We start from the raw sequence: 15,652 nt of genomic DNA, 5'->3' as shown, positions 1-15,652 counted from the left end.
TGTGAAATCGGTTTTTTACTGATCTATATGATAGGAACGATTCGGCAGGCGCCACCTGAACACATAACTGCAGATGCGGCATGCCACAAGCACAAGAAACAGCACATACAAACCGGCGGCATCCCCGGCCCAGCCGAGGCCCACGATTAACCCTCCGAGCGCGGCCCAGACCGCGTAAATTTCCGCCTTGAGCACAAGCGGCTTCCTGCCCGCGAGCAAATCCCGTATGATGCCGCCCCCGCTGCCGGTCAGGACCGCTGCCGCAATCACAGCACTGAGCGGATGGCCCATTTTCACGGCATATAAAGCGCCTTGGATGGCAAACGCCGAAAGCCCGATGGCATCGGATAGGTTGCCCCATTTACTCCAATGCCTTAACAGCAGCTTCGGAAACAAAAAGACAATCGTAACTGATGCGAGAGCGATTTGAAAAAACGCGCCTTGCTCCCACAAGGCGGAGACCGGAACACCGATCAGCAGATTTCGGATCGCTCCTCCGCCGAACGCCGTTACAATCCCCAAGATATACACGCCTAAAATATCATACTCCTCTTCCATCGCAACAATCGCTCCGCTGACCGCAAACGCAATGATGCCGATTACACTAAGCAGCTCCCAGGCCATTCCATATGCTCCTTTTTATTTGTTAAATTTTCTGACGACCATTAGATTTTATAATCGCTTTCTCTTAAAATCAACCTTATTTTTGAAAGATTCTGATTCCTAACCCGGGACTACCTCACTCGCAACGGCTGGGAGCAAGAACATTTACCTATTTTATACTATTTTGGGAGGTTTATTGGAAGTTTCATTGAATACTTTCTCTAACAAAAAGGGGGTTATGAGATGAAAATCAGTTCACTTGTTTTTCCTGTTTTATTGGCCGCCGGATTAATTCCCGGCCTGCCGTCAGCCGAAAGCCATACGCATTCGCACACTCATGCGGAGCCGGCGAAAACGGTGTATACGGACCCGCTTCCGAAAGCCGATCATTTTAAAGATCTGAAGGGCCCGGTCCAAGTCGAACAGACGGTTGACACAAAAATTCTGGATGAAAACGGCAAGCAGGTCGGCACGAAACGATTCAATGCCAATGTCAGTCAGGATAAAGCCTCAACTAAAGCCAGCACGGGCAGCCAGAAGGTCAGAGTGCTGGCGGTGGCGGACGCTGAATACCGCGCCAAATACAGCGACTGGCAAACGCGAATCGTCCAGATCGTGGAGCAGGCGGATGTTGCTTTTAACCGTGATCACAACATTGATTTCGTCGTACAGGCTGTGCAGGCTTGGAATTCCTCCGGCTCAAACAGTTCTCAGATTTTATCGAATCTCCAAGGCAGCTTCAGAAATCAAAATTATCATTTTGTCGTCGGTTTTACCGCAAAATCAAGTTTTGACGCCGGCGGGATCGCGTATGTATATAACGGCAAACCGAGCGGCCCGGCTTTCAGCGTGAACCTTGATCAAGGAACGGCCAACACGGCGAAAGCGGCACAGCACGAGTTTTCCCATAACTTCGGACTTCAGCATGACGCCCAAGGCAGCGGCATCCGCTGCGTCATGAATTATGATTATGCCTATTCCGTGGATATCTGGGACAGCTCCCATAACAGACAGATTGAGACAAACAAAGCTTGGTACAAATAATAGAAAAAGAGCCGCTCCCATGGAGCAGGCTCTTTATTTTGCCGTGCGTTCCGTTTTGACAAAACACATGCAGATAATAATGAGAATAAATGCCGTCAATGCCAGGAAAGGAATGGTAATGAAACCGAACCAGTTTATATATTCAGATGAGCAAGGCACGCCGTAGACACACGGCTTGATGCCGCTGAAACCGGGCACCTTCTGCTCAAGGTAATGCATGATCGATATAAACGCGCCGATGACGGCCATCGGCAGCACGTATTTTTTCACGCGCGTGTCACCCTGGAAGGTGGCGATTCCTAAAATCAGGACAAGCGGGTACATGAGAATTCTTTGATACCAGCACAGCTCGCACGGTATGAATTTTCTGATCTCGCTGAAATATAGGCTGCCGAGCATAGCAGCAAGAGCAATCACCCAAGAAGCATATAAAAATACGATTCTATTTTTCATTTTTCAGCTCTTTCTTAATCGTTTTTGAAATCTCATCATATTTAGAGAAGTCATTAATCACCTTGTCATTTACGTAAATCGTCGGTGTCGCCGTTATGTTTAATTTATCATTCAGGTCAGTGTCAGCTTTCAGCTCTTTTGCAAATGTCTCTTTATCAAGGTTTTCCTTCAGCTTGTCAGGATCAACCTTTTTCGCGGTGCTTTTGACCGTTTTTTCAAGCAATGCAGGCGTGACCCATTCCTGTTCGCTTGACGGCTGCTGTTCAAACAGCTTTTCATGGAATGCCCAGAATGATGCCGGGTCTTCTTTCCACACTTCTTCTGAAGCAAGAGCCGCCAGACGCGAGCCGCTTCCGTGGTACATGACGTTCACAAATGAAAATTTCACGTCGCCTTTATCGATAAAATCTTTTTTGATTTTCGGAAAGATATCGCTGTTAAATACTTTGCATGACGGACACTTGTAATCTCCGAATTCAACTACCGTAACAGGCGCGCTGTCTTTGCCGAGCACGGGCTGTCCTTTAATGGAAGGCTGTTCGGCGACTGTTTCGCCCGCTTTTTCCGTTTGGTTGTTAATAATTACGATGGCCGCAAATAAAACGACAACGATTAACGTCAGTATCACCGCAAATTTCGCAGACGATTGTTTCTTTTTCACTCAGACACCTCATTGTTTTTAAAATAAAAAAGAAGCGGATGCCGGATGGCCCGCTTCTCTATTTTACCAAGACAACCTTGTTTAAGAAAACCCTGAAAAACGAATTATCTTTGACAATTATTCCGCTTTCACTCTCATGACGCGCATCGCGTTGGCAACAGCGATCAGCGTGACGCCGACATCTGAAAAGACCGCTTCCCACATGGTGGCGAATCCGAATGCGCCAAGCAGGAGAAAAATCATTTTTACGCCTAAAGCAAATCCGATGTTCTGCCAGACGATCCGGCGTGTGCGGCGTGCAATCCGGATGGCTTCGGCTGCTTTTGACGGCTGGTCTGTCATCAGGACGACATCGGCCGCTTCGACGGCGGCATCAGAGCCGAGAGCCCCCATGGCAGCTCCGATGTCAGCTCTGGCAAGCACAGGCGTATCATTAATCCCATCGCCGACAAACATCAGTTTTTCATTCGGTGCAAGCGCCGCTTCAAGTTCTTCGACGCGGTCTACCTTGTCACCCGGCAAAAGCTCTGTGTACACATCATCAATACCGAGCTCTCGGCCGACAGCTTCTCCGGTCTGCTTTGAATCACCCGTCAGCATCACTGTCCGCTTCACGCCGAGCGCTTTTAAATTGGCAATGGCCTGTTTGGCGTCCTCTTTGATTTCATCGGCGATCACGATCGCCCCCGCATACTGCTGATCAACGGCGACATAGACGACGGTTCCGTTGTTTTCAGCTGTGCCGGAAGCGATTTGTTCTTTTGCCATCAGTTTTTGATTTCCGGCTAAAATCGTTGATCCGCCGGTTTTCACCCGAATGCCGTGTCCGGGTATTTCTTCATATTCTTCAATCTCGTCTGCCGAGAGCGGTTGATTGTAAGTTTCACGGATGGAAGAAGCAATCGGATGATTGGAATGGGCTTCTGCAAGCGCGGCCGCATGAAGCAGGCTGTCTTTCGTAAATCCCGCCGCCGGCTTGATATCAGTAACGGCGAAATTGCCTTTCGTTAAGGTTCCCGTTTTATCAAACACGGCGTATGCCACCTGATTGAGCGCTTCTAAATAGTTGCTGCCTTTCACGAGCACCCCTGCTTTAGACGCAGCTCCGATACCGCCGAAAAACCCGAGCGGAATGGAGACGACGAGTGCGCACGGACAAGAAATCACAAGGAAAATCAGCGCGCGGTACACCCAGTCGGATAGCGCGGTTGAAGGCACGAGAAGCGGCGGTAAAAAGGCGAGAAGCACCGCAACAATGACAACGGCCGGTGTATAATACTTGGCAAACTTCGTAATAAAGTTTTCCGTTTTCGCTTTGCGTCCGGCCGCATTTTCGACCAGATCCAATATTTTTGACACGGCAGAGTCTTCATATCCTTTAGAGGTTTCAATATGAAGCACGCCGTTCTGATTCATAAATCCGGCCATCACATCTTGCCCCGGCTCCGCTTTTCTCGGCACGGATTCGCCCGTTAAAGCGGATGTATCAACCATCGAGGAACCGCTCAGCACCTTTCCGTCCAGCGGAATCCGTTCTCCGGGATTCACGACGATGACCTGTCCGACTTTGACGTCCTGCGGCGGAACGGCAGTCATGCCGTTTTCCGTTTTCACATTGGCGTACTCAGGACGGATGTCCAATAACGCGCTGATCGATTTTCTGGATCGGCTGACGGCCGCTCCCTGAAACAGTTCACCGATTTGGTAGAACAGCATGACCGCGACGCCTTCCGGATACTGATGAATCATAAATGCGCCGATCGTGGCAAGCGCCATCAGAAAATGCTCATCAAATACCTGGCCGCGGACAATGTTTTTTCCCGCTCTGGCTACGATATCGCCGCCGATAATCAAATATGAAGCAAAAAAGAGCAGAAACTCAAGGACGGCGCCCGTGTGCGCGAAGTAAGCGATGACGGCCAAAACGGCTCCCGCCGCCAGCCTCACTAACATCAGCTGCAGCTTTTTGCGGTACTCATCCTCGCCGGGTTTGTCTTCGTGCTTCGAACGAACGGTCACATGAGGATCAATGGACTTTACTTTTTTCGCGACTTCGTCTTTCATCCATTGCTCGTTTTTGCCGCCGGCTGAGACCGTGATGGTGCTTGCCGCAAAATTGACAGCACAGCCGTCTATGCCGTCAATGGCTTTTACGCCGTTTTCTATTTTTTTTGCACAGTTGCTGCAATCAAGTCCGTCTAATACAAATTCACCTTTGGCTGCTTTCATTTTCGACTCACCCTACTTTCCGTAATAGGATTCCCATAACATCAATACAGCTAAACGAATTTATATATATGAACATATACTCATATATGTGTTTTCTCTATTATATGCAGGATTTGAATAAAGTGTCAATAAAAAAGACAAAACAGGCATCAGCCCATTTTGTCTTTTTTCACCTTCTGTAAACGCAAAGCATTAAGGACGACCGATACTGAGCTGAACGCCATGGCAGCGCCTGCCACCCACGGGGCCAGAAAGCCGGCCGCCGCAATCGGAATGCCGATGCTGTTGTATCCCAATGCCCAGCCTAAATTCTGCTTGATGTTTCTCATGGTCAGCCTGCTCATGCCGATGGCGTCGGCAATGCCGTTCAGGTCACCGCGGATCAGCGTAATATCGGCTGCTTCCATTGCGATATCTGTGCCGGTGCCGATGGCCATTCCGATATCGGCCACAGCCAGCGCCGGAGCATCATTGATGCCGTCACCGACCATCGCCACGCGCCGGCCTTCTTTTTGCAGCCGGGAAATTTCCGCCGCCTTTTGTTCGGGAAGCACTTCGGCGATCACGCTGCCGATGCCCGCGGCTTTTGCAATGGCTTCCGCGGTCTTTTTGTTGTCACCGGTCATCATGATGACGTCAAGCCCCATATCATTCAGGCGTTTCACCGCGGCCGGAGATGTGTCTTTGATTGTATCGGCGACTGCGATAAGCCCCGCCGCTTTGCCGTCTGCCGCAATAAGCATCACCGTTTTTCCTTCCGCCTCCAAGCGGGCCATGTGAGGAAGCAGCGCCTCATGTTCGATGTGTTCCGATTCCATCAGCCGTCTTGATCCGGCTAGAATCGTTCTGCCGTCAGCCTCGGCGTATATTCCGGAACCGATCCGGGCTTGGAACCGGGTGATTTTCGGGATGACAATCCCCCGTTTTTCGGCTCCTGACACGATGGCTTCTCCAAGCGGGTGCTCTGATCCCGTTTCGGCGGCCGCCGCCAGCCGCAGGAGTTCCTCTTCGTTCATTCCCGCTGCCGGTACGGCGTCTGTCAGAACCGGTCTGCCGTTTGTCACCGTTCCTGTTTTATCCAGTACGATTGTCGTCAGACGCTGTGTTTTTTCTAAATGCTCTCCGCCTTTAAAAAGAATGCCGAATTCAGCTGCGCGGCCGGAGCCCGCCATAATGCTCGTCGGAGTGGCGAGCCCGAGTGCGCACGGACAGGCAATGACAAGCACGGCGATGAATTTGCCGATCGCTTCAGAAAACTGTCCCGGCGCCGCCCATACATACCAAATGAGAAAAGTCAGCACGGCCAGCCCCAGCACAATCGGGACGAAAATGCCTGAAATGTGATCTGCGAGCCGCTGAATGGGGGCTTTTGATCCTTGGGCTTCTTCCACGATTTTAATAATGTGTGCAAGCGCGGTATCTTTCCCGACATTCACCGCTCTGATTTTGAGAAAGCCGTTTGCATTGATCGTCGCCCCGGTGACAGTGCTTCCGGGAGACTTATCGACAGGCATGCTCTCCCCCGTAATCATCGATTCATCAATTGCGGAATGGCCTTCAATCACTTCGCCATCGACAGGAACACGTTCTCCCGGTTTCACATATACGATATCCCCCGTCCGGACCTCGTCAATCGGAATCACCTGTACCTTCCCTTCCCGCTCAACCGCCGCCGTCTTCGCCTGAAGCTTCATTAACTTTTTAATCGCTTCTGATGAGCGGCCCTTCGCTTTCATCTCTAAAAGCTTTCCAAGCAAAATCAAAGTCAGCAAAATGGCGCTCGTTTCATAATAAAGCCCCTCTACATGTCCGTCTCGTCCGAGAGACGCAATCGTCATGTACAGGCTGTATGCGTAAGCGGCCGTCGTTCCGAGCGCAACGAGAACATCCATATTGGCGCTTTTGTTTCTCAGCGCCTTATACGCTCCCATATAAAAAGGCCAGCCGATGACGAGCTGCACCGGGGTGGCAAGCGCGAATTGCAGCCACGGATTCATCAGGATATCCGGCATCCAGATAAAAGAAGTAAAAGAAAAATGGCTGACCATCGACCATAGAAGCGGAAATGAGAGAACTGCAGAAAATATCAGCCTGATCAGCTGTTTTCGCTGCTCTTTCTCCTTTTGGGATAATCCGCCATCTCCATCAACCGCTTGCTTCTCGTCTAATCTGTAGCCGAGTTTTGCCACGGTCTCTTTCAGCTCTTTCGGTGTCACCTCTTTCGGATTGTATTCAACGGTGACCGTTTCCAGAGCGAAATTCACCGGTGCGCTGTCAACTCCCCCTACTTTGTTCAGGCGCTTTTCAATCCGATTGGCGCAAGCGGCGCACGTCATGCCTTCAATCTGAAACTCGGCTTTTTCCGTCACAACATGGTAGCCGAGTTTTTCAATTTTATCCTTTATGGCGCCAGCTTCGATTTTGTCAGGCTGATAGGAAATATTTGAGGTCTCAAGCGCAAGATTGACGGAAGCGTCATTGACGCCGTCCATCCGTTTCAGTCCTTTTTCAATTCTAGAAGCGCAGGCGGCGCATGTCATGCCCCCCACTTGAATGGTCATTTCTTTCGGTTCACTCAATGTCCTCATCTCTCTTCATAAACCCCATGGGGGTATAAGTATGATAAAAGAAAACCGCGCCCGTTTCCGCAGCGCGATAAATCCTATACGACGTCATAACCTTGATCTTCAATCGCGTCTTTTATATCTGATACGGAGACTTTGTTCTCATCAAACGTCACATCTACCTGTCCGGCTTCCAATTTCACCTGCACCGCCGTCACTCCGTTCAGTTCTCCTACTCCGGTCTCTACTGCTTTGACGCAGTGCTGACATGACATGCCTTCGACTTGCAGTGTTTTTTGTTCCATGATGATTCCCTCCACGTCTTGTTTTTTCTTCTTTATGTTACCATACCCCTGTAGGGTATTTCAAAACATTTTATTTTACGATTTTGCGATTTTTTTCACAACATCAAGCAGCTCGGCAATCGCCTGCTCCCCGTTTCCGCTCTCAATGGCGCCGGCTACGCAGTGATGGGCGTGATCTTCCAGCAGATGAAACGCGACTTTCTGCATGGCCGCCTGTACGGCTGAAATCTGCACGAGAATATCCACGCAGTATCGTTCGTTATCCACCATATTCTGAATGCCCCTGACTTGGCCTTCAATCCGTTTCAGCCGGTTCAGGATCTGGTCTTTTTCCTTGGCGCTTTTATGATTTAACGATTGATGCTCGGTATGTTTGTCCATTTTCCACCTCGGTTTTTTTCTTCGTTATCTTCATTATACAGACTTGAAAATCCGGTGTAAAAAATTTTCAACACACAAGTTTTACCAGTACGCCCGCGGGGTATATAATGTTATCACTTATCAAGAGGGGGAAACTCATTGAAAACGATACAAGTCGGCATATTGGGATATGGTTTGTCGGGTAAAGTCTTTCATGCGCCGCTTTTGGACGTCCTTGATGATTATCAGATCAAAAAAGTCATGACGTCCAGAACGGAGGAGGCTAAACGTGATCTGCCGGGGGCTGAAGCCGTGCGCGCGATTGAAGACATTACCGGTGATCCTGACATTGATCTCGTCATCGTCACGACACCGAGCGGAATGCATTATGAATCAGCGATGAAATGTCTCCTGGCGGGAAAACACACCGTCGTGGAAAAACCGATGACGGCGACTTCAGCAGAAGCGGAGGAGCTGAGAAGAACGGCTGAAGATAAAGGCGTCTTGCTGAGCGTGTACCACAACCGGCGCTGGGACAATGACTTTTTAACAATACAAAAGCTGATTCGGGACGGGGCGCTTCAAGACATTCATACATATCAAGTCAGCTACGATCTATACAACCCGGTTGTACAGGAAAAATGGCGCGAAAAGAACGGACCCGCCACGGGAACGCTGTATGATCTCGGTTCACATATCATTGATCAGACACTTCTGCTTTTCGGAATGCCGGAATCCGTCACCGCACATGTGATGAAACAGCGGGACAACAGCGAAACCGTTGATAATTTTCTGGCCGCGCTTCATTACGGCAAGCTTCAGGTCATTCTTCAATCCGGCTCCATGAATGCGGCAAGCGGCCCGCGCTACCAGATTCACGGACGGAATGCAAGCTTTATCAAATACGGAAAGGACGGACAGGAAGCTGCGCTTTCAGCCGGCCAAAAGCCGATTGACGACAGCTGGGGCGCCGATGCCCCTGACAACTTCGGAGAGCTGACAATCGCAGCGGATGAGAAAAGGCATACAGAAACAATCCCCTCTGAGAACGGCTCTTACCTTACGTACTACAAACTGCTGGCAGACAGCATCTTAAACGGAAAACCGCTTCCCGTTACGGCAAAAGAAGGCATCGATGTCATCCGTGTCATTGAAGCGGCGATGAAAAGCAGCGAACAAAAACGGACGATTGCCCTTTAATATGAAAAACCTCCCAGCCGTACGGCGGGGAGGTTTTTTTAAGATCAGAATGATTTTCCGGCTTCTTTCGCGCGGGCAATCGCATCTTCTTTAATTTGCTGTGATTTATTCGGTTCAGCATTATGGCCTTCAACGATTAATCCGTCAAAAGAAGGAACGCCGAAGAAGTTCATCATGATGCCGATGTAACGGTGGCCCATTTCCATGTCAGCCGCCGGCCCTTCAGAGTAATAGCCTCCGCGCGCCTGAATGTGGAGCGCTTTTTTGTCTGTCAACAGACCGATCGGGCCTTGCTCTGTATATTTGAATGATTTTCCGGCTACAGCCACAGAATCAAGGTACGCTTTCATAACAGGCGGGAATGAGAAGTTCCAAAGCGGTGTGACGAATACGTATTTGTCAGCTGACGCGAATTGATCGCTCAGCTCGTTCAGACGGCCGACTTTCGCTTTTTCGTTTTCAGAAAGCTCTTCAAAACCTGTGCCGGATTGAAGTTTTCCCCAGCCGCTGAATACATCCGCATCGATATGAGGAATGTTCTCTTTGTAAAGGTCGATATGTACAACCTCATCATTCGGGTTTGATTCTTTATAAGAATCGATAAACGCTTTTCCTGTCGCCATGCTGTAAGATGTTTTTTCATCATGAGGATGAGCAGTGATATAAAGTACTTTTGCCATTGTAAACAGCCCTTTCGTTTTCAGATTACACACACATTTATTATGAAATATGAATGTTTTTTTATACTGATCAGTTCTGTAATAATTATAGTTACAAAAAAATCTTTTCGCAACAATAATATCTCGAAATCAGTGTATTTTTTTGAAAAGGCTGCAAGAAGTACCTCCAGCAAATCGAAAAAAACCCGCGTTAAGCAAATTTCGACAAAGAAAAGACCGATTTTGACCATGTTAAGCCTAAATCGGCTGTTTCATTTCAGACAGTTGTGTGGAATTTATCCATGCAAAATGTTCCTGCTCTTATATTAGAGACAAACGAATTCCGCTTCATACGTTCGAATTTATCACACTCTTTTATTGCAGGTCTGCTTGCCAGTTTAACAAATGCTTCATTTTCTGTTCTGTTTCACCTTCTTGGCGAGGTTGGTAAATGGTTAATTTTAGTTCAGGGGCATCGTACACTTGAAGAGTAATATGATCCATAATCATTTCTCCAACTAAAGGATGCAGCAGTGTTTTTTTGCCGCAAGGAGTACCTAGAACTTCATGTTTGGACCACCAATTACGAAACTCAGGGCTCTTATTGGTAAGTTCTTTAATGATATCTTTAAACCACTCATCACCGACAAAACGTGTATAGGCTAAACGAAATTGAGCAATCAAGCGTTGCGCATGATCTTCCCAATTAAGAAAGAGGTCTCGGTATTCTTTAGACGTAAAGCAACGCCAGACTGCATTACGATCTCGATCATTCATTTTATTAAAGTCACCAAAAACCACGGCAGCAGCTTTATTCCAGCTTACTATGTTCAATTTTTCGTCGGTTACATATGTAGGGCAGTATTCTAATTGACTCAATACATTTTTCAGGACGCTATTTACACTTTCAACGAGAGGTCTTCCCACCTTAGATAGCAATGGCCGATTTGCTAATAAAAATAGATGCTCTTTTTCCTCTTCATTTAACCTGAATACACGCGAAATAGCCTCCAATACGTCTGAAGATACCTGTATATCACGCCCTTGCTCTAACCATGTATACCAGGTTACTCCTATTCCTGCCAGCTGAGCTGCTTCTTCTCGGCGCAGTCCTTCTGTTTTTCTGCGCGGACCAATAGGTAAACCAAAGTCTTGAGGAGATAATCGCGCCCGTCGTGTTTTTAAGAAATCCCCTAGTTCTTTCCTTCTTTCTTTGTCACTTAACATGAACTTCTCCCCTTATAAGTAGTAGTTTTAATAATAGGATAAACACACTCCTATTCCCATTATAAACCTTCATCTATTCTAATAAATGAAGGAGGTGAGTTTTATGGTTTTCAAAAATAGGGCTGAGCCTTTCCCGAAAGGATTAGTTCTCCTCATGGCTGCAGCATGTGGTTTTACAGTAGCTAATGTCTATTTAAATCAAACGCTCTTAGTCAGTATGGCAAATACTTTTCACGTTTCTGAAAACTATATAGGAATTGTAGCAACTTTAACTCAAGTGGGATATGCATTGGGAAATCTTTTATTGGTACCATTAGGTGACATTTTTGAACGGAGAAAATTGATCCTAAGTTTATTATCTATTGTATGTATAATTTTAGCCGCAACTGCTTTATCAATGAATGTAACTTGGCTGATTGCAGCAAACTTAATTCTTGGATTTGTTACCATAGTCCCTCAAATTATTGTTCCTCTTGCTGCTAATTTAGCTTCAGAAGAGAACAGAGGAAAAGTGTTAGGGAATGTTGCCATTGGCTTAGTGTGTGGGATTTTAGGCGCTCGATTTATCAGTGGTTTTGCAGATTCCCATTTTGGATGGAGATCAATGTATTGGGCTTCTTTTGCTGGCACAATGATAATGATCATTTTAATGGCAATGTATCTTCCAAAAAGCAAAGGAAATCATGCAATGCAGTATAAAACATTACTTGCATCTTTAGGCCCGTTATTTAAAAAAGAAAAAGTGTTGCAAAAAGCTTGCCTGAGTCAAGGAATGATGTTTGGTTCCTTTAGTGCCTTCTGGACAACTCTTATTTTTTTATTAAATACTTCTCCGTATTCTTATGGGAGCACCGCGGCAGGTTTAATAGGTTTAGTGGGAATAGCTGGAGCCTTTGCAACTCCCATGATTGGCCGGGTGATCGATAAAAAAGGATCAAAATTTGCTAATACCTTATGTATGTTTATTTCTTTAATCGCTTTTCTGACCTTAATATTCTTAGGATATTGGTTACCGGGATTACTTCTTGGCGCACTATTAGTAACAGTTGGCACGCAAGCAAATCAAGTTGCTTGTCAAGCTGCTATCTTTCAACTATCTCCTGAAAAGAGAAGCAGATTAAATGGTTTATACATGGTATCTACATTCTTAGGCGGATCTTTAGGATCATATCTAGGTGTACTTGCTTGGAGCAAATGGCATTGGTATGGAGTATGTACAGTTGGGATACTCATGATAGGTATTGCTTTTAGTTCCTTATTTAGCTTACCTAAAAAAAGAACAGTAAAAAATAGAGAATTCGAGAAAGGAAGTCATATCTAATGTCTGAAAATACAGAAAACTTCAAAAAGGGATTGGAAGTTCTATCAAAAATAGATCCGCACAACTATCAAAATATCGTGAACAGTTTTAAAGATTCAGCAGCACCCGACTTGGGAACTTTGGCTGTGGAATTTAATTACGGTCAAATTTTTTCCAGACCGGGATTAGATTTAAAATCCCGCCTTCTTGCAGCAGTTGCTGGTCTGACTGCTTTAGGAAATACGGAACAATTAAGATTTTATATTAACGGAGCTTTAAATGTCGGATGGACCGAAGAAGAAATTGTGGAAGCTATGATGCAAATGTTAATTTATGCAGGCTTTCCTGTCGCATTAAATACCATTTTAACAATAGCTACTGAAGTATTTTCTAAAAGACGAAATCAGCTGTCAGCCAATTTATTGGAAGGAGAGTAAAAAATGATTATTGATAGTCATGCCCACGTAGTTCTACCTGTAGAAAAACACATTGAAATGATGGATTCAAGCGGGATAGATAAAACTATTTTATTCTCTACGCTTGTTCATCCAGAAAAAAGTGAAAGCTACGATGAATTTATTCAGGAAATGGATGTACTGAATCAAATTTTAAATAACGAAATAAATCCCCTAGAAGCACGATCAAAAGCTTTAGAAGAATTGAGGGATGCTATCGCAAAATATCCTGACCGTTTTATTGGATTTGGATCAGTTCCCCTTTTAAGTTCCTCCGGAGAACTGCATGATTGGGTTGAGAAGATTGTAAAAGATTATAAAATGAAGGGACTTGGAGAATTCACCCTTGGTTCAGGCCAAATTAAAATGCTTGAGCCTGTATTCCAGGCAGCTGGTGATTATAATTCCTTTCCGATTTGGGTGCATACATTCCATCCACTCAATTTAAATGATATTCGGGAATTGTTCGCTTTAACTCGTAAATATCCCACTGTCCCTGTAATCTATGGCCATTTGGGAGGGATTCATTGGCAGCAAGTTATTGCATTAACAAAAGAAACAAAGAACGCCTACCTGGATATTTCTGCATTTTATACAACCTATGCATTATCTTTGGCTATAAAAGAACTCCCAGAGAAAACTTTATTTAGTTCTGATTTTCCATATGGTGATCCATTCCTAAATAAGTTGGCAGTTGAACGCCATGCTTCAAGTGAAGAAGTCGCACAACGAGTACTGGGCGGAAATATTGCTAACCTCTTAAAGATTTAACTTATTTTTATAACAATTTCTTAGGGAATATAAGTTTGAAGGATTGCATTCAACAGGTTTTCATTCCTTACGTCTTTTAATAGTAAAGAGCCGATTTACTCTTAATGGTTAACGGGGTAAATCGGCTCTTTTCTTATCCAAAATGCTGGCGGGATCCCTTTAATGACGGGAATGGCAAGCAGCAGAAAAAGCAGAAACATTTAGTTTCTGCTCAAAATCGGATTTGATTTACAGATCGGAATATCCAATCCGAGATTCCCCCGCAGTGTATCGGCCGGATAGCTTTTTCGGTACAGCCCCTTTTCCTGGAGGATCGGTATGACTTGATCCACAAAGGCTTCAAGCATGCCGGGGATGTCAGAGTGAATAATAAACCCGTCCGCCGCTTCCCGCTGAAACCATGTTTCAATTAATGATGCCACACGTTCCGGTGTACCGATAAAATGGGTTCGCGGAAACGCGGCTTCGCGCGCCACTTGACGCAGCGTAAGATTCCGGGCTTTCGCCTCCCTTTTGATACGGTCTGTCGTGCTTTGAAACGCGTTTTTCCCGACGTCGCCCAAATCAGGAAACGACTCATCCAGCGGAAAACGGCTCAGATCATAATCATCAAAAAATCTGGCCACATATTTAACAGCGTTCTCTATCGGAATCAGCTCGGCGAATTCTTGGTATTTCGCTTCCGCTTCTTCTTGTGAGCCGGCTATAATCGGACTGATTCCCGGAAAAATCCGCAGCTTGGTAGCGTCCCGGCCGTAATCCGCCGCCCGCTTCTTCACATCATCATAAAAAGCTTTCGTTTCCTCAAGTGAATTGGAGTGCGTAAAGACTGCATCTGCATTCCTCGCGGCAAACGACCGGCCGGTTTCTGAAGACCCCGCTTGGAAAACGACCGGCTCTCCCTGTTTGGACCGGCCGATATTCAGCGGGCCCTCCACTTTGAAATACTCGCCTTTGTGATACAGGCGATGCAGTTTGTCAGGGTCAAAAAACTGCCCGGTTTCTTTGTTGCGGACGAAGGCATCTTCTTCCCAGGAATTCCACAGACCGCGCACCACGTCCACATGTTCCTGGGCGATGGCGTAGCGCCGGCTGTGGTCGGGAAGGCTTTCCTTGCTGTGATTGCGCGCGGCTCCCGCCTGCGGAGAGGTGACGAGATTCCAGCCCGCCCGGCCGCCGCTGATATGGTCAAGAGACATCAGCTGTCTTGCGATGGTGAACGGCTCAGTGAACGATGTGGAAAATGTGCCGATTAAACCAAGATGGGTTGTAGAGGCGGCAAGCGCCGATAAGATAGTGATCGGCTCAAACCGATTTAAGAAATGCGGGATGGACTTTTCAGAAATGAACAAGCCGTCCGCAATAAAAGCAAAGCTGAACAGCCCTCTTTCAGCAGTCTGCGCTTTTTGCCTGTAAAACGCCGCATTCGTGCTTGCTGTCGGATCGGCGTCGGGATGACGCCAGCCGTCCGTTGTGCCGCCGACACCGTGAATCATGGCTCCGAATTGAATAAGATCCGTCCGGCTCATTTTCTCTCCCCCTTTTTCCCCTCGTAATCGGCAAGCGCCCGTTCTACATGTTCAATGCCGACTTGAGTAACGGCCTGATACACACGGCTGTCACCGCTGCCGAGTTCAACGACGGGAACATGACGGATGCCGTATTTCATCTGCAGCACGTCACGCAATTCGTCCCGTTCTGTCACATCAATTGTTTCGTACGCAATGGCCTTTTCCCGCAAATATCCTTTCACTTCATCGCAATACGCACAGCCCTGTTTGCTCCAGACCACAACGTTTACTTCATGACTCATGTTCATCC

16 protein-coding genes are annotated in these 15,652 nt (G+C 46.8%); 5 read left to right on the top strand and 11 right to left on the bottom strand.

Translation table 11 applies throughout. From position 1 onward, the window contains the following. Positions 1-15: 15 nt before the first annotated feature. Complete coding sequence (locus BZ167_RS13515) at positions 16-624, bottom strand: trimeric intracellular cation channel family protein (RefSeq protein ID WP_007410017.1); 609 nt, start codon at positions 622-624, stop codon at positions 16-18. Positions 625-846: 222 nt separating this feature from the next. On the opposite strand from BZ167_RS13515, the gene BZ167_RS13510 reads away from it, so the two are divergent. Next, positions 847-1,647 carry a zinc-dependent metalloprotease gene (locus tag BZ167_RS13510; protein ID WP_015418210.1) on the top strand — a complete coding sequence of 267 codons (801 nt, stop codon included), beginning with the start codon at positions 847-849 and terminating at the stop codon, positions 1,645-1,647. A 33-nt stretch (positions 1,648-1,680) separates the two neighbouring features. On the opposite strand, the gene BZ167_RS13505 is transcribed toward BZ167_RS13510, so the two are convergent. From BZ167_RS13505 to csoR, 6 genes are all read right to left on the bottom strand, one after another. Then, entirely contained in the window at positions 1,681-2,100 is a 420-nt protein-coding gene (locus BZ167_RS13505) for a disulfide oxidoreductase (protein WP_007410015.1), read from the bottom strand. Continuing rightward, positions 2,090-2,761, bottom strand: coding sequence for a disulfide bond formation protein BdbD (locus BZ167_RS13500; RefSeq protein ID WP_012118444.1), 672 nt, complete (start codon positions 2,759-2,761; stop codon positions 2,090-2,092). Before BZ167_RS13500 ends, BZ167_RS13505 begins: the two co-directional genes overlap by 11 nt. A 117-nt stretch (positions 2,762-2,878) precedes the next feature. Then, positions 2,879-4,990: a heavy metal translocating P-type ATPase gene (locus tag BZ167_RS13495; RefSeq protein WP_061860870.1), complete on the bottom strand. Its 2,112-nt coding sequence runs from the start codon at positions 4,988-4,990 to the stop codon at positions 2,879-2,881. A 149-nt stretch (positions 4,991-5,139) separates the two neighbouring features. Then, on the bottom strand, positions 5,140-7,569 hold the full coding sequence (locus tag BZ167_RS13490) for a heavy metal translocating P-type ATPase (RefSeq protein WP_015418213.1): 2,430 nt from the start codon (positions 7,567-7,569) through the stop codon (positions 5,140-5,142). Positions 7,570-7,652: 83 nt separating this feature from the next. Beyond that, positions 7,653-7,859, bottom strand: a complete 207-nt coding sequence (gene copZ / locus BZ167_RS13485) for a copper chaperone CopZ (protein ID WP_015240581.1) — start codon at positions 7,857-7,859, stop codon at positions 7,653-7,655. Positions 7,860-7,934: 75 nt separating this feature from the next. Next, complete coding sequence (gene csoR / locus BZ167_RS13480; protein ID WP_003151723.1) at positions 7,935-8,240, bottom strand: copper-sensing transcriptional repressor CsoR; 306 nt, start codon at positions 8,238-8,240, stop codon at positions 7,935-7,937. Positions 8,241-8,378: 138 nt separating this feature from the next. Here csoR and BZ167_RS13475 point away from each other — a divergent pair, with 138 nt between their 5' ends. Continuing rightward, positions 8,379-9,419: an oxidoreductase gene (locus tag BZ167_RS13475; protein WP_015418214.1), complete on the top strand. Its 1,041-nt coding sequence runs from the start codon at positions 8,379-8,381 to the stop codon at positions 9,417-9,419. A 44-nt stretch (positions 9,420-9,463) separates the two neighbouring features. On the opposite strand, the gene BZ167_RS13470 is transcribed toward BZ167_RS13475, so the two are convergent. After that, on the bottom strand, positions 9,464-10,099 hold the full coding sequence (locus tag BZ167_RS13470) for an FMN-dependent NADH-azoreductase (RefSeq protein ID WP_015418215.1): 636 nt from the start codon (positions 10,097-10,099) through the stop codon (positions 9,464-9,466). 354 nt (positions 10,100-10,453) lie between these two features. Beyond that, a complete protein-coding gene (locus tag BZ167_RS13460) occupies positions 10,454-11,305 on the bottom strand; it encodes a helix-turn-helix transcriptional regulator (RefSeq protein WP_007410007.1) in 852 nt (283 codons plus the stop codon). A 103-nt stretch (positions 11,306-11,408) separates the two neighbouring features. On the opposite strand from BZ167_RS13460, the gene BZ167_RS13455 reads away from it, so the two are divergent. From BZ167_RS13455 to BZ167_RS13445, 3 genes are read left to right on the top strand one after another with little or no spacing between them, the layout of a single operon-like run. Then, entirely contained in the window at positions 11,409-12,626 is a 1,218-nt protein-coding gene (locus tag BZ167_RS13455; RefSeq protein WP_015418216.1) for an MFS transporter, read from the top strand. Then, positions 12,626-13,042, top strand: coding sequence for a carboxymuconolactone decarboxylase family protein (locus BZ167_RS13450; RefSeq protein ID WP_077392108.1), 417 nt, complete (start codon positions 12,626-12,628; stop codon positions 13,040-13,042). Before BZ167_RS13455 ends, BZ167_RS13450 begins: the two co-directional genes overlap by 1 nt. 3 nt (positions 13,043-13,045) lie before the next feature. Beyond that, positions 13,046-13,831, top strand: a complete 786-nt coding sequence (locus tag BZ167_RS13445; RefSeq protein WP_015418218.1) for an amidohydrolase family protein — start codon at positions 13,046-13,048, stop codon at positions 13,829-13,831. Positions 13,832-14,031: 200 nt separating this feature from the next. On the opposite strand, the gene BZ167_RS13440 is transcribed toward BZ167_RS13445, so the two are convergent. Together BZ167_RS13440 and BZ167_RS13435 are read right to left on the bottom strand one after the other, a co-directional pair. Continuing rightward, a complete protein-coding gene (locus tag BZ167_RS13440) occupies positions 14,032-15,360 on the bottom strand; it encodes an LLM class flavin-dependent oxidoreductase (protein ID WP_053574074.1) in 1,329 nt (442 codons plus the stop codon). Further along, positions 15,357-15,644, bottom strand: coding sequence for a glutaredoxin family protein (locus tag BZ167_RS13435; protein ID WP_031378341.1), 288 nt, complete (start codon positions 15,642-15,644; stop codon positions 15,357-15,359). The genes BZ167_RS13440 and BZ167_RS13435 overlap by 4 nt, the downstream gene beginning before the upstream one ends. Positions 15,645-15,652 lie beyond the last annotated feature (8 nt).

The sequence above is a fragment of the Bacillus sp. 275 genome (assembly GCF_001999205.1).
GTDB classification, from domain to species: Bacteria; Bacillota; Bacilli; order Bacillales; family Bacillaceae; genus Bacillus; species Bacillus velezensis.
This window is presented reverse-complemented; position numbering and strand designations above follow the sequence as displayed.

Excerpts from the sequence above, each read along its gene's own strand:
- BZ167_RS13515 (WP_007410017.1), bottom strand. The coding sequence starts at position 624 with ATGGCCTGGGAGCTGCTTAGTGTAATCGGCATCATTGCGTTTGCGGTC.
- BZ167_RS13510 (WP_015418210.1), top strand. The coding sequence starts at position 847 with ATGAAAATCAGTTCACTTGTTTTTCCTGTTTTATTGGCCGCCGGATTA.
- BZ167_RS13505 (WP_007410015.1), bottom strand. The coding sequence starts at position 2,100 with ATGAAAAATAGAATCGTATTTTTATATGCTTCTTGGGTGATTGCTCTT.
- BZ167_RS13495 (WP_061860870.1), bottom strand. The coding sequence starts at position 4,990 with ATGAAAGCAGCCAAAGGTGAATTTGTATTAGACGGACTTGATTGCAGC.
- copZ (WP_015240581.1), bottom strand. The coding sequence starts at position 7,859 with ATGGAACAAAAAACACTGCAAGTCGAAGGCATGTCATGTCAGCACTGC.
- csoR (WP_003151723.1), bottom strand. The coding sequence starts at position 8,240 with ATGGACAAACATACCGAGCATCAATCGTTAAATCATAAAAGCGCCAAG.
- BZ167_RS13470 (WP_015418215.1), bottom strand. The coding sequence starts at position 10,099 with ATGGCAAAAGTACTTTATATCACTGCTCATCCTCATGATGAAAAAACA.
- BZ167_RS13460 (WP_007410007.1), bottom strand. The coding sequence starts at position 11,305 with ATGTTAAGTGACAAAGAAAGAAGGAAAGAACTAGGGGATTTCTTAAAA.
- BZ167_RS13455 (WP_015418216.1), top strand. The coding sequence starts at position 11,409 with ATGGTTTTCAAAAATAGGGCTGAGCCTTTCCCGAAAGGATTAGTTCTC.
- BZ167_RS13450 (WP_077392108.1), top strand. The coding sequence starts at position 12,626 with ATGTCTGAAAATACAGAAAACTTCAAAAAGGGATTGGAAGTTCTATCA.
- BZ167_RS13445 (WP_015418218.1), top strand. The coding sequence starts at position 13,046 with ATGATTATTGATAGTCATGCCCACGTAGTTCTACCTGTAGAAAAACAC.
- BZ167_RS13440 (WP_053574074.1), bottom strand. The coding sequence starts at position 15,360 with ATGAGCCGGACGGATCTTATTCAATTCGGAGCCATGATTCACGGTGTC.
- BZ167_RS13435 (WP_031378341.1), bottom strand. The coding sequence starts at position 15,644 with ATGAGTCATGAAGTAAACGTTGTGGTCTGGAGCAAACAGGGCTGTGCG.